At 44.1% G+C, this 18,655-nt stretch carries 22 protein-coding genes; 8 read left to right on the top strand and 14 right to left on the bottom strand.

Annotated elements, in window-relative coordinates; all coding sequences use genetic code 11:
- The first annotated feature begins 205 nt into the window (after positions 1-205).
- On the top strand, positions 206-1,039 hold the full coding sequence (locus AB9P05_RS04525) for a ZIP family metal transporter (RefSeq protein WP_371907620.1): 834 nt from the start codon (positions 206-208) through the stop codon (positions 1,037-1,039).
- An 89-nt stretch (positions 1,040-1,128) separates the two neighbouring features.
- On the opposite strand, the gene AB9P05_RS04520 is transcribed toward AB9P05_RS04525, so the two are convergent.
- A complete protein-coding gene (locus tag AB9P05_RS04520; protein WP_371907619.1) occupies positions 1,129-1,797 on the bottom strand; it encodes a DUF6090 family protein in 669 nt (222 codons plus the stop codon).
- A 185-nt stretch (positions 1,798-1,982) separates the two neighbouring features.
- Between AB9P05_RS04520 and AB9P05_RS04515 the strand changes: the two genes are divergently transcribed.
- The gene (locus tag AB9P05_RS04515; RefSeq protein WP_371907618.1) at positions 1,983-2,231 is read left to right on the top strand and encodes a pinensin family lanthipeptide; all 249 of its coding nucleotides are present in this window, start codon (positions 1,983-1,985) and stop codon (positions 2,229-2,231) included.
- Positions 2,232-2,741: 510 nt separating this feature from the next.
- On the opposite strand, the gene AB9P05_RS04510 is transcribed toward AB9P05_RS04515, so the two are convergent.
- The 4 genes from AB9P05_RS04510 to AB9P05_RS04495 form a co-directional block, all read right to left on the bottom strand.
- Positions 2,742-3,074 (bottom strand): hypothetical protein, encoded by a 333-nt coding sequence (locus AB9P05_RS04510; protein ID WP_371907617.1) that lies wholly within the window; start codon positions 3,072-3,074, stop codon positions 2,742-2,744.
- Positions 3,075-3,221: 147 nt separating this feature from the next.
- Positions 3,222-4,502, bottom strand: a complete 1,281-nt coding sequence (locus AB9P05_RS04505) for a phosphatidylserine decarboxylase (RefSeq protein ID WP_371907616.1) — start codon at positions 4,500-4,502, stop codon at positions 3,222-3,224.
- Between the two features lie 953 nt (positions 4,503-5,455).
- On the bottom strand, positions 5,456-5,629 hold the full coding sequence (locus AB9P05_RS04500; protein ID WP_371907615.1) for a pinensin family lanthipeptide: 174 nt from the start codon (positions 5,627-5,629) through the stop codon (positions 5,456-5,458).
- A gap of 85 nt (positions 5,630-5,714) precedes the next feature.
- The gene (locus AB9P05_RS04495; protein ID WP_371907614.1) at positions 5,715-6,137 is read right to left on the bottom strand and encodes a hypothetical protein; all 423 of its coding nucleotides are present in this window, start codon (positions 6,135-6,137) and stop codon (positions 5,715-5,717) included.
- Positions 6,138-6,386: 249 nt separating this feature from the next.
- Between AB9P05_RS04495 and AB9P05_RS04490 the strand changes: the two genes are divergently transcribed.
- The 4 genes from AB9P05_RS04490 to AB9P05_RS04475 all read left to right on the top strand — a co-directional run bounded on the left by AB9P05_RS04490 (position 6,387) and on the right by AB9P05_RS04475 (position 9,353).
- Positions 6,387-6,905, top strand: coding sequence for an RNA polymerase sigma factor (locus AB9P05_RS04490; protein ID WP_371907613.1), 519 nt, complete (start codon positions 6,387-6,389; stop codon positions 6,903-6,905).
- Positions 6,902-7,561 (top strand): hypothetical protein, encoded by a 660-nt coding sequence (locus AB9P05_RS04485; protein ID WP_371907612.1) that lies wholly within the window; start codon positions 6,902-6,904, stop codon positions 7,559-7,561. The genes AB9P05_RS04490 and AB9P05_RS04485 overlap by 4 nt, the downstream gene beginning before the upstream one ends.
- Positions 7,562-7,639: 78 nt before the next feature.
- Positions 7,640-8,962: a Fic family protein gene (locus AB9P05_RS04480; protein ID WP_371907611.1), complete on the top strand. Its 1,323-nt coding sequence runs from the start codon at positions 7,640-7,642 to the stop codon at positions 8,960-8,962.
- A 40-nt stretch (positions 8,963-9,002) separates the two neighbouring features.
- Positions 9,003-9,353 (top strand): DUF3024 domain-containing protein, encoded by a 351-nt coding sequence (locus AB9P05_RS04475; protein ID WP_371907608.1) that lies wholly within the window; start codon positions 9,003-9,005, stop codon positions 9,351-9,353.
- 103 nt (positions 9,354-9,456) lie between these two features.
- On the opposite strand, the gene AB9P05_RS04470 is transcribed toward AB9P05_RS04475, so the two are convergent.
- On the bottom strand, positions 9,457-9,984 hold the full coding sequence (locus AB9P05_RS04470) for a hypothetical protein (RefSeq protein ID WP_371907610.1): 528 nt from the start codon (positions 9,982-9,984) through the stop codon (positions 9,457-9,459).
- 659 nt (positions 9,985-10,643) lie between these two features.
- Positions 10,644-11,231: a hypothetical protein gene (locus AB9P05_RS04465; protein WP_371907609.1), complete on the bottom strand. Its 588-nt coding sequence runs from the start codon at positions 11,229-11,231 to the stop codon at positions 10,644-10,646.
- A gap of 341 nt (positions 11,232-11,572) precedes the next feature.
- On the opposite strand from AB9P05_RS04465, the gene AB9P05_RS04460 reads away from it, so the two are divergent.
- Positions 11,573-11,923, top strand: a complete 351-nt coding sequence (locus AB9P05_RS04460) for a DUF3024 domain-containing protein (RefSeq protein WP_371907608.1) — start codon at positions 11,573-11,575, stop codon at positions 11,921-11,923.
- A 104-nt stretch (positions 11,924-12,027) separates the two neighbouring features.
- Here AB9P05_RS04460 and AB9P05_RS04455 read toward each other — a convergent pair whose 3' ends face one another.
- The 4 genes from AB9P05_RS04455 to AB9P05_RS04440 all read right to left on the bottom strand — a co-directional run bounded on the left by AB9P05_RS04455 (position 12,028) and on the right by AB9P05_RS04440 (position 14,405).
- The gene (locus tag AB9P05_RS04455; protein WP_371907607.1) at positions 12,028-12,555 is read right to left on the bottom strand and encodes a hypothetical protein; all 528 of its coding nucleotides are present in this window, start codon (positions 12,553-12,555) and stop codon (positions 12,028-12,030) included.
- A gap of 520 nt (positions 12,556-13,075) precedes the next feature.
- Entirely contained in the window at positions 13,076-13,765 is a 690-nt protein-coding gene (locus tag AB9P05_RS04450; protein ID WP_371907606.1) for a hypothetical protein, read from the bottom strand.
- A 97-nt stretch (positions 13,766-13,862) separates the two neighbouring features.
- A complete protein-coding gene (locus AB9P05_RS04445) occupies positions 13,863-14,099 on the bottom strand; it encodes a hypothetical protein (RefSeq protein ID WP_371907605.1) in 237 nt (78 codons plus the stop codon).
- 9 nt (positions 14,100-14,108) lie between these two features.
- The gene (locus tag AB9P05_RS04440; RefSeq protein ID WP_371907604.1) at positions 14,109-14,405 is read right to left on the bottom strand and encodes a transposase; all 297 of its coding nucleotides are present in this window, start codon (positions 14,403-14,405) and stop codon (positions 14,109-14,111) included.
- 420 nt (positions 14,406-14,825) lie between these two features.
- Between AB9P05_RS04440 and AB9P05_RS04435 the strand changes: the two genes are divergently transcribed.
- Entirely contained in the window at positions 14,826-15,020 is a 195-nt protein-coding gene (locus tag AB9P05_RS04435) for a pinensin family lanthipeptide (RefSeq protein WP_371907603.1), read from the top strand.
- Positions 15,021-15,504: 484 nt separating this feature from the next.
- On the opposite strand, the gene AB9P05_RS04430 is transcribed toward AB9P05_RS04435, so the two are convergent.
- The 3 genes from AB9P05_RS04430 to AB9P05_RS04420 form a co-directional block, all read right to left on the bottom strand.
- Positions 15,505-15,960, bottom strand: a complete 456-nt coding sequence (locus AB9P05_RS04430) for a HEPN domain-containing protein (protein WP_371907602.1) — start codon at positions 15,958-15,960, stop codon at positions 15,505-15,507.
- Positions 15,961-16,446 (bottom strand): hypothetical protein, encoded by a 486-nt coding sequence (locus tag AB9P05_RS04425; protein WP_371907601.1) that lies wholly within the window; start codon positions 16,444-16,446, stop codon positions 15,961-15,963.
- 651 nt (positions 16,447-17,097) lie between these two features.
- Positions 17,098-18,195, bottom strand: a complete 1,098-nt coding sequence (locus AB9P05_RS04420) for a thrombospondin type 3 repeat-containing protein (RefSeq protein ID WP_371907600.1) — start codon at positions 18,193-18,195, stop codon at positions 17,098-17,100.
- Between the last annotated feature and the right edge of the window lie 460 nt (positions 18,196-18,655).

The raw sequence follows: 18,655 nt of genomic DNA, 5'->3' as shown, positions 1-18,655 counted from the left end.
CACACACTCTGGATAACGAAGTCGGACGTGACCCGGTCAGGCGTGACCCGGTCGAACGCGACCCGGTCGAACGCGACCCGGTCGGACGCGACCCGGTCGGACGCGACCCGGCACCAATTTCGTGGAAATGGCAACCATGGGACCGAACGCGGCCGGGTATACGCCCTCGATAGTCGCTCATATGCCCAAACCTTTTTTTAGTGTCATGCTTATGACATGGATGATAGAGTGGTTAAAGCAATTTTCCCCGGTATGGCAAGCTACGATTGCTACTTTATTTACGTGGGGAGTCACCGCCCTTGGGGCTTCCATTATCTTCTTTTTCAAAAAAGTAAACCGGAAGGTCCTTGATGGCATGATGGGCTTTGCGGCGGGTGTGATGCTGGCTGCGAGCTTTTGGTCACTACTGGCGCCGGCTATAGAGATGGCTGAAGAGGCAGGCCAAACGCCGTGGGTGCCGGCTGTGGTAGGGTTGCTGCTGGGGGCTTTTTTCCTGGCCGGTATAGATAAGTTGCTACCTCATCTACATATAGGTTTGCCCAGATCGGAAGCAGAAGGGGTAAAGACTAACTGGCACCGTAGTATCTTGCTGGTGCTGGCGATTACGCTGCATAACATACCGGAAGGGCTGGCTATTGGCGTAAGCTTTGGGGGTGCGGCTGCAGATACTCTTTCTAATGCGACCTTTGGGGGGGCAGTCGCTCTTGCTATCGGAATAGGGCTTCAAAACTTTCCTGAGGGCCTGGCGGTGTCTGCTCCATTGCGCCGGGAGGGCTTTAGCAGGCGAAAAGCTTTCTTTTACGGGCAACTTAGCGGGGCTGTAGAGCCTATAGGTGGCGCAATAGGGGCTGCTGCGGTGATGGCTGCGCGGCCTATTTTACCTTACGGCCTGGCCTTTGCGGCAGGGGCAATGATCTTTGTGGTGGTGGAGGAGCTAATTCCGGAATCACAGATGCACGGCAATAGTGACCTGGCAACGCTGGGGGCGATTTTGGGCTTTGCGGTTATGATGGTGCTGGATGTGGCCCTGGGGCAGTAAGGTGAAATTCTGAATTATATGTATTCGCTTTCGGGGGTGGTTGTGTTCTTTTACCTGGTTTGGGAGAGGCATATCTTACGGGGCGTTTCCTATCTTTCCTTTTCTAATTTTTCTGCCAGATCAGTGGCTTTCCTGAGGCTGCTTTGGTAGCCATTTATCTGCTGCTGCAGGAGTATATCGTAACCAAATACGAGGTTCTCGAAACGAGGGTCCTGCAGGGTGGCTCTGTCCATGGAGTTGGGTGATGTAAACCGCATTTTATTGAAGAAGTAGGGGATGAGGTATGATTCTACAAAATCATACAGGAGTCCTTCCATTTGACTGGTGGCTTTGTAGTCGTTATAGGTGGCGATGATACTGCGCCTCAGTTCATTGTCGGGGATGAGCTTAAAGTCACCGGTGGCGGTGATGTTTTCCATGGTAGTGAGGGAGGGTTTGAAAGAGGAGAGGCTCATCATAGCTACTGCCTGCCGCTCTATGTGGGGGCCATGATATTTTGCTGCCAAAAGGCTGTTTTTGAGAGAGTCTATCAGGGTTTTGGTCTGCTGTGCATGCCTGATGGCCACCTGCAGTTGACTGATATTGTCCTTATTTTCCAACCTGAAACTTTTCAGATAGGTGTGGAGGGTGTGGCGGTTGTTTCTGCTTTCGTTCCAGTTATTAAGCTGAAAAGCGATGGTAATGCCCAGAATCACAATGAGCAGGTCGACTAGTTTTGACTTCCACTCTATACCGGAAGTAGTCTTTTTTTCATCCACTGAAAATATAAAAAATACTACGAGCAGGACAGGTGTTTATGATGACAGGCAGTATGGTTTACGTGTAAGCAATTGCCTGACAGAGGGTTACTTTTGCTACTTTCATTAATCGATAAGTGACCGGTCGGGCGAAAATTCCTGAAAAGCCCTGATAGAGTAAGGAATAACTAAACTATTTTTTAAGAATGAAAAAGAGTAAGATCAAACTAAGCGATCTCAAAGTGAGCAGTTTTGTGACTGAGGAAAAGAAGACAAAAGGAGGTACTATACTGGTGACGTATGTGGGGTGTAATACTTTTAATTGTCCGATCCTTACGGCTGACGGGTGTAATAACTCGTGGGTGGATGCCTGTCCTTCGGCGATGTATGACTGCGGTACTATAAATTGTCCAATAGATACGATCGACTGCCCGCGGCAAACCTGGGTTTGTTAATCATTTGAATGCTAAAGACCGCTCTGAGGGGCGGTCTTTTATTATATGAGGCTCTGTTGTCTCTTGGTTCAGGCTGTGGCGGTGTTCCTTTCTTTAAATATTGTGATATGCCGTTATTACCGGGCCGGGCATGATTAGCGGCTCTACGTAACATGGTGGGATTACATGGTGCCCCTATGTAATTAAAAAGGGGGGGGTAAATGGTGTATTTAATTAGTACTCCCTGACGAGCATATCTGTCAAGCTAAGGATGTAACAGGCTATAAATCAACACATAAAAAGTTAGTCCTCTACTTGGGACTGGAGTGGCATTCGATGAGCAGGCACAGAAATTTTCTTTGGAATGGAAAAGGTTCATTCCGGAGCTGGTCCGGCATTCCGGTGGTCCGGCATTCCGGTGGTCCGGCATTCCGGTGGTACCTGCAGTAAGTGGCAAGAGAGTAATAATTTCAGTGTAATTCTACTCTTAGCTTGACGGCTATGCTCTGAGGAGGGGAGGATTGCTTCCTGTCAATCCCAGTCGCCGGTGACCGCGAAGCCTGCTACGGCGCTAACCCATAGAATGACTATGAAGGCTACGAGGCTTATGAATATGGCCAGGGCTCCTATCCAGCCTCTTCTGGATCTCAGGTAGCCCAGGAGGCTATAGAAAAGGCCGCCTGCTACTCCGCCGAGGGTAGTGGTAATGGTGGGGAAGTATACACGAAAGCCGAACTCAAAGGGAGGGCCATCTCCAAAGAAAAAAAGAGTTATAAGTATTAAGCCTAATAATCCGCCCGCCAGGGCATGTTTTACGGAGATGCCTGATATAGCTTTTTGCGATAGTTTACTCTCATGAGTCATAGTCTTTCGGGAGATAGTTGGGTTTATAATATACTGAATATCAAGTGTAATTCGATGAGGTGCTATGTATTTAATTACATTTGATAAAAGAAAAGCGACGGACCTGTATGGCCAGCCGCTTTTGCATGGATCGTCGCCAAAACGATCTTATTGCTCGTTCTGCAGATTCCAGTAGGCGGCTGCCTGGCCGTACTGGAAGTGGATGGGGGTGTGGCCGGGGTCTTTTTTAAAGAGGAAAAGACCGGGGTTTTTCTGGAAGAGCATGATGATGTCTGAGCCTCCGAACCTGAACTTGCCAAATTCCTGCCCTTTGAGGACGTTTTGCCCTTTCAGGTTTGTATACATATCGACGCCTGATACCTGGCACATGCCTATGGGGAGTATGGCTACTTTGCCTACCTGACCTCCGGCATCTATGATGACCATGCCGCGGGCCTGCACAAATTCATAGCCGTTTTCGCCTCCGTCGGGGGCGTCGAACTGATCACCGCTGATGTTGACGTTGAGATAAACCTTTCCTACTACAGGCTTAATGTCGAGTACCTTGCCACTGACGGGGGTGTGGAAGCGGTGGTAATCGAATGGGCTGAGGAAGTAATGTACAAATGTGCCGCCGTTAAAATCGTCTGCGTATTCGCTTTGGTCCAGCAGTTCCTTTACGGTGCCGATGGTATGGGTGTGCTTCAGGGTTATCCTGGCGTTGCGGCCGTCGGTATGCACGACGTTGCCGCTGTCGTCTATGTTATACTGCATTTTATAGGTGCAGTCGGCAGGTGATACGATGGTGGTATTGTTATCAGGGTCGGCAATGGGCCTGAGGGGGGTAATGCCGGTTTCCGGGGCTGATCCGTTAAACTCTCGATAGAAGAAGTTATTGAACGTCTTCCAGCCGGGCTGGCTATCGGAGTAGAGATGGAAGTTGTACATTCTGTCTCGCTTAAAGGACTGCAGTGACTCTGTGGTAAGGGACTCTTCTGTATCGAGGAAGGAGCCCCAGGCCCGGGCAAACTCTACGAGCCATTCTGCAAAGTCTTCATTGCTCTGCATGGTCTGACCCTGGTCGTCTTGCTGGTCAATGAGATAGTAAAACTGGCATAGGAGGTCATATACCTTCTGGTTATAGCCGTTTCTTTGGTCATTGCTTTTCCAGGCATGGGGGTAGTTGGGGTCATTACTTTCGTTGGGGATAAGCCTTACGTATTTCTCGATGTAGTCGTAGTAGGCTTCTATGGTAACGGGCCACCCGTTTTCTTCAAAGGTATTGTCGATGGCGTGGTAGAGGTCTTTATTAAGGTTGGCCCGGGCCTGGTCTCTGGCTTTTTGAAGGGATGCAATAAGTCTGTTCTGCAGGTCGGGGTCCTGGTTAAGGATGCTTTTAAGGTCCTCTACTACCTGCACGTGTGCCTGGGGTTGTATGATGGTTTCCATATTCCGTTGTGGTTTATTTGCCCTTAATAGCCTGGTGGCATGCGGATGTTAGCGGCATGTAATAAATGTTTTGGGTTTGAAGAAGTAACAGGGTTGGGGCGCTGGAGAAGGGCCTTAAGGTGGTGGTATGTAGTGATGGCTTTTCTGAAGGGGGTAGTGTCCGGGGTTATTTGAATAGTACAAAAATCTGGTTTTAGGGTGCCTGATTGGAGTAGCAAGGCCAGGATATAGGATTCCTATAGGCATGGTACAGGCATAGCGAAGTAGTTGCGAAGCAGTAGCGTAGCAGAGACGAAGCAGTTCTATGTGGATAAGTCTCCCAGTGGTGGGGGTGTTGTTGAGGGAGTGATGCAAAAGTACAATTTTTTAGATTAGTTTCAGGTAGGCTGCTGCTTTTTGATTTGAAGGGTATGGGTGATAGAAGAGGGACTTGCCGGGGTGGGTAAGCATTACTTCAAACAGGCTGTTTGGATACGGAGTAAAAGAAAGGGGGCGCCAGTCCGGCGGTCCCTGTTAGTCTATTATTTGGTGAGGCTGTTAAGCCTCTGTATGGAGTACGTTGCCTGCTTTAGGGTTTGGCTGAATTATACTTCTTTACGATTGTTTCAAGATCGTGGTATTTGAGTTTTCCGGACTTTACTGTGGTGGCTAGTGCTGCATGGTCGTGAATGAGTGGGAGTATATGGCCTCTGAACTCTTTCTTGGGAATAAGGGGGATTGACGGTCTTTATTGATCACGTACAGAATAGCGGGGGCAGAAAAGTTTGTGACGGTGCCTCGGCCTTTGATCTCCTTTTTTTTAGTTTCAGTTGATGCTTCTACGACAACGCTCTTGAGAGCGGTTTTTATTCTATCCGGGGAAGGTAGTTTAGCTTATTATTTAAGGTTTTATTGCCTTACGCGTATAAAAAAAGCCGGGATGCCCCGGCTTTTCTGTATGGTGATATCTATGCTTAGCTTACCACACAGATGGTGTGTTCATTTACACATACGGTCATCTCTTCAGAGGCGGTACATCTGTGATCACTGGTTGGACATAGGGTGGAGATGGCTCCGCCTTTTATTTCATGAGAGGTGGTAAAGCTTGACACGTTAAGCTCTTTCAGGTTTAATTTTTCTTTTTTCATAACGATTAAAAATTTACGTACTGACCAATATAGTCATTTCACGATAGATATTTGCGGTTGGGGAGGGGTTTTGGTGTTTAGACACTTATTGGGGGCTTTTTTTAAGTGGAGGGGCGCTTCCGGCTGTTAAACAATATTCGTAGTTAATGCCTTGGCTAAGGCCAATGAGGCTGTCATTACGGATGAGGTACCTATCAGTAAATGGTGCTTCTGCCTTTTTATCGGCCGACATGTACAGTGTGTCATTACTTACTCTATAGCTGCCCCTTACGGTACCGTAAGCCTGGCTGCAACCGGCGTAATGATGTGCAAAGGTAAAATCATCCATAAGGGAGATGGATTGCCCGTAAAACCCAAAGTCTGCACGATACCTGGAGATTACCTGGTCATTATGAACCTTACTAAACCCTGCCACAAGGAGGGAAAGTAGTATGATGTTGGCAGTGACTAGTCCGGGCTTTTGGGCGGGTGTTTTTCTTATACGGGTATGTCGCCTTCTTCTGATCATTTATATTCTAACGGGCTTTCGGGCATATTATCATACCTATGGTCGATTATGGGGTAATGCTATGAGCAACAGGCTAAGGGGCAATGGATTATATCTTATTTACTTTTATAGTTGCCGGCTACACTACAAGGGATGGGATGGGGAGAATATTTTGCCTGAAAAAAAAATGATGGGATGTGTGATTTTTCGGGAGGCTATACGAATAATGTATCAAAGGGTACCCGCTGACACTGAGAGAAGCCGATACAGATGAGCACTAGGTCTACAGATAATACGCAACAACGCTTTGTGCAGGTGATAGAAGAGCACAGGGGGCTGATTTATAAGGTGGCACATGCTTATTGCTATGATGGAGTGGAGAGGGAGGACCTGGTGCAGGAGATCATCCTGCAGTTGTGGAAGGGCTACGGGAGGTATGACTCTACCTACAAACTAACTACGTGGATGTATCGTATCGCGCTCAATGTGGCCATCACGCACTACCGGAAGCATGAGGTACGTACACGGCACCGGGTGACGGGAGGGGAGGACCAGTGGGTGCATGTGGGTGCTGAGGAACCTGCTGAAACGGACGAGAGGGTGCTGATGCTGAGGGTGTTTGTGCAGCAGTTACGCAAGCTGGATAAGAGCCTTATGCTGCTGTACCTGGATGAGAAATCGCACGGGGAGATAGCGGAGATCCTGGACATATCGGTATCTAATGTGGGCACGAGGATCAGCCGCTTAAAGAAACAATTGAAAACTTATTTTAACAAGATACAGCCATGACGAACGGAGATGATATACTACAGCTATGGAGGACACATGAGAGGAAACTTGAGGGTCAGTTTACGATAAACTTTGCCCTGCTCAGGAAGATGAATCTGGATAAGGTGGCGCGTAAGGTGAATAGCCTGGTACTGGTAAAAGTGGTGACGCTGGTCTTTGCAACTGTGACGGCTATAGCGCTTATGAAGTATACAGCTAATAACTGGCAAAGCACATACATAGCTATAGCGGGTGGTGTGCTTTCTGTGTGGACGGTGGGGGTATGTGCTGCCTTGGTACATGAGCTGTACCACCTGCTGACTATCGACTACGGCCAGTCGCTGGCTGCCTTGCAGCGTCAGCTACTTAACATCCGCACGACTATGATCGGCTACCTGCGCCTGGGGGTGTGGCTGGCGCCGTTGCACCTGGCATGTGTGGTGCTGTTCTTCGACCTGTGGTTTGGTATAGATATCATTATGTATGGGGATAAAATGTGGCTGGTGACGCAGGTACTGATAAGTGTGGTGATCATGCTGCCTCTTGCGCTCTATGCTCACCGCAAACTGATCCCGGAAAATGCGGATAAAAAATGGATGCAGAAGCTGCTGCAGGGTAACGGCACGCAGATAAGGGACTCGCTAAACCTGATACGCGAGGTGGAGGAGATGAGGTAGGGGGAAGGCGGGATGCCCTTATCGCGTTGTTTTCAGTTATGCTAGGGAAATAATATATTGGCGGCTTACAGTAAGCACATGAGTTATATTAGAGAGGCCCAGGTACTAAAAGGAGAATTGAATGCTTTGCGTCCGCTGGACAGTGCAGCGGAGATGCGCATTATGCAGAAGTTCCGTATGGACTGGAACTACCACTCAAATAACCTGGAGGGCAATAGCCTCACCTATGGGGAGACTAAAGCTCTCTTATTGCATCATATAACGGCGCAGGGAAAACCGCTTAAAGACCACTTTGAGATAACGGGCCACAATGAGGCTATAAATTGGGTGATGGATGTGGTAAAAGAGGGCCGGCCGCTTACCGAAAATTTTATCAGGGAACTTCACAAACTGCTGCTGAAGGAGTCGTATGAAACAGACGCCATAACGCCGGAAGGCCAGCCTACTAAGAAAAGAGTGAAGGTGGGAGAGTATAAGAGCTCACCTAATCATGTGAAAACCAAAACCGGAGAGATATTTTATTTTGCTTCTCCGGAGGAAACCCCGGCTGAAATGCATGACCTGATCAATTGGTACAGGGAAGAAGATGAAAATGAGGAGGGGGTAAATGCCATACTGCTAGCGGCAGAGTTTCACTATAAATTTATCAGGATACACCCCTTCGACGATGGCAACGGGCGTGTGGCCAGGATAGTGATGAATTTCATTCTGATGAAATACGGCTACCCACCGGTAATCATCAAAACGGAGGATAAGGAAAACTACTTTGCGGCCCTCAGGCAGGCGGATGCCGGAATGATTGAGCCTTTCATAGCGTACATCGCTCAAAACCTGGTTCACTCTCTTGATCTGATGATCCGTGGTGCAAAAGGAGAGAGCATCGAGGAGCCGGATGATATAGATAAGGAGATAGCCCTATTGAAACACATGTTTGAGGGGGAGGGTAAAGACGTCAAGCTGACAAAGAGTAAACAAGTGCTGGAGGACTTGTTTGAGAAGTGTCTGATAAAGCTAATTGAGAGCTTTATTAGCCGGCAGCGTGTATTTGATGACTTTTATGTGGATAAAGGGGCGTCAATTTTTGTTGAGGGCATAGGTACGAGTGATATCGATGATGTATTATCATTCCTAAATAACCGACTAGAAAATCACACTAATCGCGTAAAGATAGAGTATTCCTTCAGGCATTTTGCGAAGCAGGGGCTGGAAAATGGATGGTTTGATGCTTATCTGCATATAGAATTCGATGATATAAAATACAGTGTCACAGATGGTGAAAATGAATTTGTTAAAAAATACTATGATGCATGTTTATCTGATGAGGAAATAAAAAGCATCGTTGATTACTATATGAAAGAGCATAAGGAAAAGATAGCGAAGGCTATGAAACAGGGCGGGTAGCAAGAACTTTTTTATATTGCTTGGGAAAAATGATATAAGTATGGCAGGTAAACTGGATGCTATTTTCACGACGGATGTTATAGAAGCCCTGGAAAACTTCATGGCGAGGAAACGCCCTGCTGAAGAAATAAGAGATCAGCTTGACCTTGATTACAGAATAGAGGGACAGAATGTGTACATTTTTGAAGTAAGACCCCAATGGGATGATAAATCAAAGATCATGCATATGGATGTAGCCAAAACTACTTATGTGAAAAGTAAAGACAACTGGAAGGTCTACTGGATGAGGGGAAACCTGAAGTGGTATCCCTACGACCCAGCTACAGCAGACACCCTGGAGCAATTCATCGATATGGTGGATAAAGACAGGCACGGGTGTTTCTTTGGGTAGGTGGTTGCCTCACCATGTGAGGGAGCTAATATTCATATAGGGCTAAGAAGATTATAATCCGAAGCGCCGGGCCAGGCACAAGGGTGAGGCTACCATATTATTTTTATTCATAGTAGAATAATAGGTGCTTTTGTAGGTCCCCATCAATTATCAATTTGATTAGATTACCGTTAGTATCATATATCATTTTGTAATTGCTCGAGCCGTTATTAGTCATCTTAATTACCCTGTCTTTTTTATCATAAGAATAGCTATAAGAACTCATCGTACCACTACCTTCGACCTTCATTTTGATAACTCTACCTTTCTTATCGTATTCATAGCATTTTACATTGGCGGGATAGGTTAACCAGTTGCACTCTTTGTCTTTAATGCTATCCTTATAATTGCTATTAGTCGGGATGTAATAGGGTATCCGGAAGTTTATGTGGCTGAAATATAGGTCAACCTTTGTTTTGGCCAGGTCAAAAAGTTTCGAGTTGATGAGTGTATCGGTCTTAAACTCAAATCCGGGGTTCTGATTATCGTATTTTACGACTGTTAGTTTTACCGTACTATCCATCGTCGGCTTGTTAGCCGAAAAGGCACAGGCAGTCAACATAATTATCAGTATGATCAGGTAGTATCTCAAGTCAATGTTGTTAAATGTCACGATCCAGCCAAATTGTTAATGTAACCTTATACTCATTCCGAATGAAAAGGTCAGTCCAATAGACACCAGCAACCCTAATGAAATACTGGCTGCTGCTATCTCCGAATGTATACTTCCGGCTCATGCTGGTTGGGTGTTTGGGTGGTGAAGATAGTTAGTAGAATCAAACAATTCCACTTAGTTCAAGGGCGCAATGCAATTGGTCCTGCTCGTCCAGAAAGGATTGGACTAAAACTAGCAGACTGTTGGTATTTACTTACTAATGGTTGGGGTACCCACTACATTTTGCAAAGTTGCGCTCTAGGGAGCGCATTGCATGCCGCGCCAGACACAAGCGCGACGCTTGCGCCAGAGGGGGCTTGTCCAGAAAGGATTGGACTAAAACTTGCAGACTAGTGGCGGTTATCTCTGAAAGTAGGGTTATCCGCTACGGTCTGCTATGTTGAACTCTAGGGAGTGCATTGCATGCCGCGCCAGGCACAAGCGCGATGCTTACGCCAAGGGGGGCTTGCGCCAATGGGTGGGCACCTGCCTCATCACAAGTTGTTTGATACACTAATGAGTTGATATTCAAAAGGGGAGAGGTTTTCTCCTCTTTTTTATGTTTCTGTTCAGATGCATAAAGGAAGCAAGCAAGCCTATTTTGCAAATTTACTTTTGAGCAATGCTTTCCTGAGCGCCTTCTTTTCTTTTTCTTCCGAGTACGCCAGCATTACCCCCAGTTCATAGTTGTTAATGCATCCGTGGTACATCTCCTGCGTAAGTGGTACGCCCGAAGGGGTAACTGTTGTCGCTATAAAGACGTGGAAAGGAATCTTATCTATCTGTACGGTATAAGATGTAGTGTCTACAGGTATACCCCCACGCTTATAAGCCTCCATCATTATGTATTTGAAATTATGCATTCTCTCTGCATAATTTACCTGGTTCATAGAGTCAATTATTTCAAGGTTAGCGTCAAAAGCATTATTGCGGCCTTTATGAAAGGCCAGAATATGAGAAAGTTTTTCAGGATCAAGCTCTACAAAATCTTCCAGGAGGTCAATGCCTATTTTTTCCACCCGTTTTTGCTCCTTCAGGGAAGTTATTTCCCAGCCCGGCGGAATCTTTACCGTCCAGCCTATCAGTTCATTCGTGTATTTTTTTGGAGATGTTTCGAATTGTTTTACCTGGTAGGATGATAGGATAGTGAATGCCATTAGCAAAAGGAAGATGGGCTTTTTCATGCTTATTAGTTTGGTTTAGATCAAATTTAGTGGAAAAAAATAGTATTCAAAGGATGAATATCGTATTCGCTTAGGCAAGCTTCATAAAACCTGCTGAAAAGGTTGTTCCTTTTACATGAGCTATATGTTAAGTATTAAGCTATTGCCGCCAGTCTATAAAGTGAATGCCAGCGTTGGTAATAATGAAATGATGATCAGGATGCCAACAAAGAAAACCCTGACCATCTCATCATCTCATATCACTCCTTGGCGCAGGTATGTGCCCGTGCATACACTAATGACATGAACCATGGCAAGTAGTAAGAACTTTTATATATTGCTTGGGAAACAATGAGATAAGTATGGCAGGTAAACTGGATGCTATTTTCACTACTGATGTTATAGAAGCCCTGGAAAACTTCATGGCGAGGAAACGCCCTGCTGAAGAAATAAGAGATCAGCTTGACCTTGATTACAGAATAGAGGGACAGAATGTGTACATTTTTGAAGTAAGACCCCAATGGGATGATAAATCAAAGATCATGCATATGGATGTAGCCAAAACGACTTATGTGAAAAGTAAAGACAACTGGAAGGTCTACTGGATGAGGGGAAACCTGAAGTGGTACCCCTACGACCCAGCTACAGCAGACACCCTGGAGCAATTCATCGATATGGTGGATAAAGACAGGCACGGGTGTTTCTTTGGGTAGGTGGTTGCCCTCACCATGTGATGGAGCTAATATTCATATAAGGCTAAGAAGCTTATAATCAGAAGCGCCGGGCCAGGCACGAGGGTGACGCTACCATATAATTTTTATTCATAGTAGAATAATAGGTGCTTTTGTAGGTCCCCATCAACTATCAATTTGATTAGATTACCGTTAGTATCATATTTCATTTTGTAATTGCTAGAGCCGTTATTGGTCATCTTAATTACCCTGTCGTTTTTATCATAAGAATAGCTATAAGAACTCATCGTACCACTACCTTCGACCTTCATTTTGATAACTCTACCTTTCTTATGGTATTCATAGCATTTCACATTGGCGGGATAGGTTAACCAGTTGCACTCTTTGTCTTTAATGCTATCCTTATAATTGCTATTAGTCGGGATGTAATAGGGTATCCGGAAGTTTATGTGGCTGAAATAAAGGTCAACCTTTGTTTTGGCCAGGTCAAAAAGTTTCGAGTTGATGAGTGTATCGGTCTTAAACTCAAATCCGGGGTTCTGATTATCGTATTTTACGACTGTTAGTTTTACCGTACTATCCATCGGCGGCTTGTTAGCCGAAAAGGCACAGGCAGTCAACATAATTATCAGTATGATCAGGTAGTATCTCAAGTCAATGTTGTTAAATGTCACGATCCAGCCAAATTGTTAATGTAACCTTATACTCCTTCCGAATGAAAAGGTCAGTCCAATAGACAACAGCAACCGGCTCATGCTGGTTGGGTTTTTGGGTGGTGAAGATAGTTAGTAGAATCAAACCATTCCACTTAGTTCGAGGGCGCAATGCAATTGGTCCTGCTCGTCCAGAAAGGATTGGACTAAAACTAGCAGGCTGTTGGTAGTTACTGTGATAGTGGTGGCATCTGCTACAGCCTGCATGGTTGCAATCTAGGGAGTGCATTGCATGCCGCGCCAGGCACAAGCGCGACGCTTGCGCCAGTTGGGGGCAATTGGTCCTGCTCGTCCAGAAAGGATTGGACTAAAAATGCAGACTATTGGCGGTTATCTCTGAAAGTAGGGTTATCCGCTACGGTCTGCTATGTTGCAATCTGGAGATTGCATTGCATGCCGCGCCAGGCACAAGCGCGACGCTTGCGGCAAGGGGGGCTTGCGCCAATGGGTGGGGCATTGGTTAGTCAAGTATTTTTTTCTTGTACTGTTCTTTATAGGATTGTTTCATTAGTTCGTAAATTTCAGTTTGTTGTTTTATAATAGCTGTATTATTTTTTTGCGGGCCGTCGTCTAATAAGTTGATAAAGGTATGATATCCCGATATGATCTCATTCTTATACCTTTCGTCTGTTAATTCCAAAAATAACTCAATGTCTTCAATCACTGTATTGGTTGTTTTATACTTATTTATAATGTTTCTGGACACTAATAAACCGGCTTCTTCCTCCTGAATATCTTCTTCTACTTCTTTAAGATCTTTCTCATAATAAATATCCAGCGTGTCTTCCTCTATCATGACTTTGTGTTCATGTAATGTGCCTATAATATTTTCCCGGCTCTCTGCCATGGAATAGGCAGTGTGAATTTGAGAAAGATTAGCGCTAACTGTATGCATCAGGTCAGATGCCTCAGATTCAAATAATTTGAGGTCTTTGCCTTTAGCCTTTTCCAGGGCCTTTTCGGACTCTGCTTTTTCTCTTTTTCTATATTCTATTGAGCTATTGGCTATCAATGCAATAAGCAGTATCAAAATGGTGATAATTCTTATCCTGTAGCCCTTGTTATCGCTTCGGGTATTTTTTGAGAAAGTATCGGGTAGTAGACCTACTATGCCAATTATGGCAGTTAGTATGATTTGTATTATGTCCATAGGTGAAAATAAAATGACTTATTCAATTTCTCCAGATTAATAGGCGGTATTTTTCAAGTGGTCTGGTCCCCAAAGGTATTGGGCTAAAGGGTGTTGGTTAAACCATATAACTCAATACCACAAACCCCTTTTTGTCACCATAAAAGTCTCTGGCACTACTGTAGAGGTAGTCTTCGGGAAGGTCTACTGTGCCGGTAACTACAGGATTCTGATGAATGTATTCCAAGGCCTCATAAAACCGGTCATGAGTAGCGAGTTCGAGTGGTTTGTTATGCTGCTGCCAGAGTTGCCAGTCATGGTTATTGCTGTTTACACCTCCGGCCCTTTGCATCATCTCCAGCAGTCACTCGCGGCGACTTTCCTTATCGTTGGATGTGATGACTTTCCTAAGTTTGCGTGAGGTGTAGCTTTTCATTTCACCAATGGTCTTTTCCAGTGGCCTGCCTTTAGACCGCACTATCATATGTATATGGCTACTCATAATACACCAGCCATGTATTTCCAGGTCTTTTTCCTTCTGGCAATACTCCCAGCTCTCTAATATGATATCCTTATACTCCTTGCGGATGAAGAGGTCTATCCAATAGAGGACGGCAAAACTAATGAAATACTGGCTTCTAAATGTATACTTCCGGCTCATGCTGGTTGTGTTTTTGGGTGGTGAAGATAGGAGTGCCAGACAAAAACTCTACTTAGTTCAAAGGGGGCTCGTCCGGAGTGTAGTGGACTAAAACCGCAGACAGTTGGCTGTTATAGCTGATGGTGGAGGTGTCTGTCACGGTCTGCCATGTTGAGCTCTAGGGAGCGCATTGCATGCCGCGCCAGACACAAGCGCGACGCTTGTGTCAGGGCTGATGATCACATCAGCCTTTTCTGTTCTATCAGGTGGATAGGGGATAGGGTCTATTCAAAATTTTTTATTCCTAATTCGAAATAAAAGACAATTTAATAAACAAATTTTCATTTACACAAAATAAATAATTGGCTTTTTATTAAAAACAGTTGCAGAAGGCTCATGAAGTTTTTATTTTATACCATGTTGAATTAAAAACTAACCATTATGAAAAAGAAAAAAATGAATTTAGAAGAAATCAAAGTAAAAAGCTTTGTTACAAAACCTAATCCGGAAATAAAGGGCGGATATCCTCTTGTTCTCACCATTCCTTTTATTGGATGCTACACAGTAATTTTTACCTGTGACCTAGGATGCCAAACACAACAGCCCGAAGACTCTGTATGTATTTGCGTGGCCTAAGCCTGATGTAAATGACCAGGGGCTGTTTCACATGTTATGGAGACAGCCTTTATTATTTTGTCTAAAATTGTAAGGAAGCTTAGGCTTTGACAATACTCCCAGCTTTCTAATATGATATCCTTATACTCCTTACGGATAAAGAGATCTATCCAATAGACGACGGCAACTGATAAAATACTGGCTGCTGCTATCTTGGAATGTATACTTCCGGCTCATGCTGGTTGTGTTTGTGGGTGGTGAAGATAGTAGTGCCAGACAAAAACTCTACTTAGTTCAAGCGGGGGCTCGTCCGGAGTGTAGTGGACTAAAACCGCAGACAGTTGGCGGTTACCGCTGATAGTAGAGGTTGCTCTTACAGTCTGCTATGTCGCGCTCTAGGGAGCGCATTGCATGCCGCGCCAGACACAAGCGCGACGCTTGTGTCAGGGGGGGCAGTTGTGATGGCGCAATAGCCACGGTGAGGTCTTTTCTGGTTAAAAGAGTATTACTTGACAGGGTCTTCAATCGCACAAGGTACAGGGGGCTTGTCTTTTAGGTTTTTATACACCTTTATATCATGCTTTCCCTGGAGGTATTTGAGTATATATGTTAGGTCTTGCTTTGCCCTGTCAAATTCATTCCTGAACTGATCGTTCCAAGCATCCATATTCTTAAAGCCATCATACCTTGAGGTCATACAAATATTATATAACCTGTTATAGGCCTTGTAACACTCTATATTTACGGGAGAGGATGCATTTTTCCGGTGGTTGATGACAGACCTGATGTCTTCGTGGCTGGACGTAGGAATTCCTTTACTAACCAGCATGGCCTTAATTGCATGCAAAGCACAGTAGAAAGCGATGGTGCACTTCCAGTCAAAAAATAAGGAAGGTTGCTCAGATTCTAGTGTGTCAAGGAATTTTAAATTATAACGGGATTGCTTAACGTGATTTTCCAATTACAACAATGTGCGTTTAATATCCAGACCTTTTACTACTCCTTCCTGTACGAAGCTAACCACCACAGGGCGAACCTTGGAAGACAGCTCTTCCAACTCATCTAAAAAGTCGTAAAATACGTCCCTGTTCTCGTTGGTATCCTCTTTCAGCAGTAATGCAATCACCAAAGCATCCGAATTGGTATTGAGGAGATAGGCACTGTCCAGGCGGCTTTTCTGAATTGTGATAAAAGAGATAACAATATTATCAATAAGTCCGGCAAGTCTTTCTTGAGAGCGTTCATAGTCTTGAACTAAGAACTTGAAAGGGTTATTTTCAAACTCTTCTATTTTTTGAATCAGCTCATTTTTAACTCCTAGTCTAGCAAGCTCCGAAGCCGTTTCCACTTCGTTAGTGGCATCCTTTAATGACTTGTAAACTCTTTCAAGTACAGATTTTACCTTATCTCCGTCCTCTAATGATGATATGGGAGTAGCTTGACTCATTTATTCCTTTAAAATCTAGAATCGCTTTAATTAGGTGCATTACAGCTTGTAATGCGTTAAGTTAACGAATCTAACTTAGATTTCGTTTTCTCGACTTAAAAAAATGCCTTTTCCTGCCAATTTCACCATTGTTTCAATAGTTTAAGCTGGTACCACAATACCACCTGCCGCGCTTCGAATTGCTATTTCGCTTTTGACCTGAAAAGTGGCTGCAGGCGTACCCAGCTTGATCGAAAGGGGGGAGGGCGTAGAATGATGCTTAGAAACGCTGAAGCATACCCCGGGGACGTGTGCGTTTACCAGCGTATGTCAAACGGCTCACTTAAGCTACTGTCAAAGTACATGACTCAATTACGCCACAGTCCCCAATATGAAGACCAGGATTAAAATAGATAAAATGATGGTCAGGATGGACAAATCCTGACCATCTCATCATCTTAAACAATCCTGAGCCGAGACAGTACCTTTCGCCAAAGGGGGGCCTGAGCCCGAGGAGTGAGGAGCCTACGTACAATAGTTCGAAATTAAGTTATAGAATTAAGCTATTATATTTCATTTTACAAATAAGAATAGCAGTAAGGGCACTAAGCTAGCTGCTTGTATCTTACTGCTATTGAGAGGTTAAAGCATTATATGCTTGTAATCAATTATTTATTGCTTTATGACCTTGGCTTTATCGCCCTCACTATCCTGAATAATATATAAACCATCCTGGATGGTATGGAAAGCTGCTTTTTCTTCCTTTTCGTTGTTAATTTTTATTCTGTAAGAATTATCTAAGCTGTAAATGGTTTTTGGGTAACTCATTAAAAATAGACTTTCTCTGTATCTTAGTCGAAAATAAAAGGTGTTATTGTTTTCATTCTCTTCATTAATAATATTCTCTCCATCGACTTTTACGATTAAATAATAAGTACCAAAACTGACGCCATAAGGAATGTTATTACCAAAAATAGTAAATGCAAAACCATCCGAACTGTTGCCAGAAATCGGATTCACATTTTCGGAATTTGTAATTACTAGTTCTGTATCATTGTTATCTATGTTTGTGTTCGAAGATAAATATGCTTTTATTTTATTGTTACCTGCTGAGCCATCTCCCGTATTTTCAATAAGACCCTGGATAATTATTGATCCGGATTGTTGAGATAATATGTGTATACCACTTCCTAAAAAGGATAAGCTATTTGAGCAAGATGAACACTCACTGAAAATAGCAATTGAATTGTATACAAATTGCAAATCAGGATTACCTAAAGGACAACCGTTATTAGAGCTTGGTCCGGCTATATTTGGGCAATCATCCTGTGAGTCAAAAACGCCATCATTATCCGAATCGGTATCCGGAATCGTATATGAAAAAGTCCTGGAGCTGCCTTGGTATTCGACAACGAGATAGAATTTTTTCAAAGGACTAGTGGTAAAGCTTCTATTATCCCAACGATAGGCAACATTTACCCACATCTCTTTTGTAAAATATGAAGGGAAATTAAGGTCGTAGTCTCCTTCTCTATTCCATCGAATCAGCCCGACAAGATTGTCAAATGTTATAGATTCATAGTATACACTGAGTTTGATTTCATCGTATCCGTAATCGCCTCGTATATCAAAATCATAGTCGAAACGTGGCCCACCCCATGTGAATGTTTGGTTGACTGGTGAAGTGACCTGGAAATTTTTAATATCTATTTGCGAAAACCCTGGATAACTAAATAACAATACAGTAAATAAAAGTACTAATTTTTTCATAGTCTAGTCGATTAAAATATAAATTTAGTTTTTACAAATTTTTTAATTAGTAATTTTGGTTTTGCCCTAACCCCTTAAACATGCTAATATTTTAGAGATGATATGTGATTTGCATATTATCTCTATGTGTTATTAATGTGAAGTTTTACAAGGTATAATCCGGCTAGATTTTAATATGCTTAAAGAGTTGATTGCAGTGTGTAAGGTTGTTAAAAATAGTCTGATTACATTTTGAGAGGTGCCATCAAAACAAATTATGCCTACCTATTTTCCAGTAGTTCGACGCAATGCTCGTTCGGAATGGATTGGACTAAAACTTGCAGGCTGTTAGTAGTCATCTCTGAAAGTAGGGTATCCGCTACGGTCTGCATGTTGCACTCTAAGGAGTGCATTGCATGCCGCGCCAGACACAAGCGCGATGCTTGCGCCAGAGGGGGGCCAAACGAGGGCGCCAAAGGGG

The sequence above is a fragment of the Roseivirga sp. BDSF3-8 genome (assembly GCF_041449215.1).
Taxonomy (GTDB): domain Bacteria; phylum Bacteroidota; class Bacteroidia; order Cytophagales; family Cyclobacteriaceae; genus JBGNFV01.
This window is presented reverse-complemented; position numbering and strand designations above follow the sequence as displayed.

What these genes read in the sequence shown, in the direction of transcription:
- AB9P05_RS04525 (WP_371907620.1), top strand. Translation starts at nt 206, where the DNA reads ATGCTTATGACATGGATGATAGAGTGGTTAAAGCAATTTTCCCCGGTA.
- AB9P05_RS04515 (WP_371907618.1), top strand. Translation starts at nt 1,983, where the DNA reads ATGAAAAAGAGTAAGATCAAACTAAGCGATCTCAAAGTGAGCAGTTTT.
- AB9P05_RS04510 (WP_371907617.1), bottom strand. Translation starts at nt 3,074, where the DNA reads ATGACTCATGAGAGTAAACTATCGCAAAAAGCTATATCAGGCATCTCC.
- AB9P05_RS04505 (WP_371907616.1), bottom strand. Translation starts at nt 4,502, where the DNA reads ATGGAAACCATCATACAACCCCAGGCACACGTGCAGGTAGTAGAGGAC.
- AB9P05_RS04500 (WP_371907615.1), bottom strand. Translation starts at nt 5,629, where the DNA reads ATGAAAAAAGAAAAATTAAACCTGAAAGAGCTTAACGTGTCAAGCTTT.
- AB9P05_RS04495 (WP_371907614.1), bottom strand. Translation starts at nt 6,137, where the DNA reads ATGATCAGAAGAAGGCGACATACCCGTATAAGAAAAACACCCGCCCAA.
- AB9P05_RS04490 (WP_371907613.1), top strand. Translation starts at nt 6,387, where the DNA reads ATGAGCACTAGGTCTACAGATAATACGCAACAACGCTTTGTGCAGGTG.
- AB9P05_RS04485 (WP_371907612.1), top strand. Translation starts at nt 6,902, where the DNA reads ATGACGAACGGAGATGATATACTACAGCTATGGAGGACACATGAGAGG.
- AB9P05_RS04480 (WP_371907611.1), top strand. Translation starts at nt 7,640, where the DNA reads ATGAGTTATATTAGAGAGGCCCAGGTACTAAAAGGAGAATTGAATGCT.
- AB9P05_RS04475 (WP_371907608.1), top strand. Translation starts at nt 9,003, where the DNA reads ATGGCAGGTAAACTGGATGCTATTTTCACGACGGATGTTATAGAAGCC.
- AB9P05_RS04465 (WP_371907609.1), bottom strand. Translation starts at nt 11,231, where the DNA reads ATGAAAAAGCCCATCTTCCTTTTGCTAATGGCATTCACTATCCTATCA.
- AB9P05_RS04460 (WP_371907608.1), top strand. Translation starts at nt 11,573, where the DNA reads ATGGCAGGTAAACTGGATGCTATTTTCACTACTGATGTTATAGAAGCC.
- AB9P05_RS04450 (WP_371907606.1), bottom strand. Translation starts at nt 13,765, where the DNA reads ATGGACATAATACAAATCATACTAACTGCCATAATTGGCATAGTAGGT.
- AB9P05_RS04445 (WP_371907605.1), bottom strand. Translation starts at nt 14,099, where the DNA reads ATGATGCAAAGGGCCGGAGGTGTAAACAGCAATAACCATGACTGGCAA.
- AB9P05_RS04440 (WP_371907604.1), bottom strand. Translation starts at nt 14,405, where the DNA reads ATGAGCCGGAAGTATACATTTAGAAGCCAGTATTTCATTAGTTTTGCC.
- AB9P05_RS04435 (WP_371907603.1), top strand. Translation starts at nt 14,826, where the DNA reads ATGAAAAAGAAAAAAATGAATTTAGAAGAAATCAAAGTAAAAAGCTTT.
- AB9P05_RS04425 (WP_371907601.1), bottom strand. Translation starts at nt 16,446, where the DNA reads ATGAGTCAAGCTACTCCCATATCATCATTAGAGGACGGAGATAAGGTA.
- AB9P05_RS04420 (WP_371907600.1), bottom strand. Translation starts at nt 18,195, where the DNA reads ATGAAAAAATTAGTACTTTTATTTACTGTATTGTTATTTAGTTATCCA.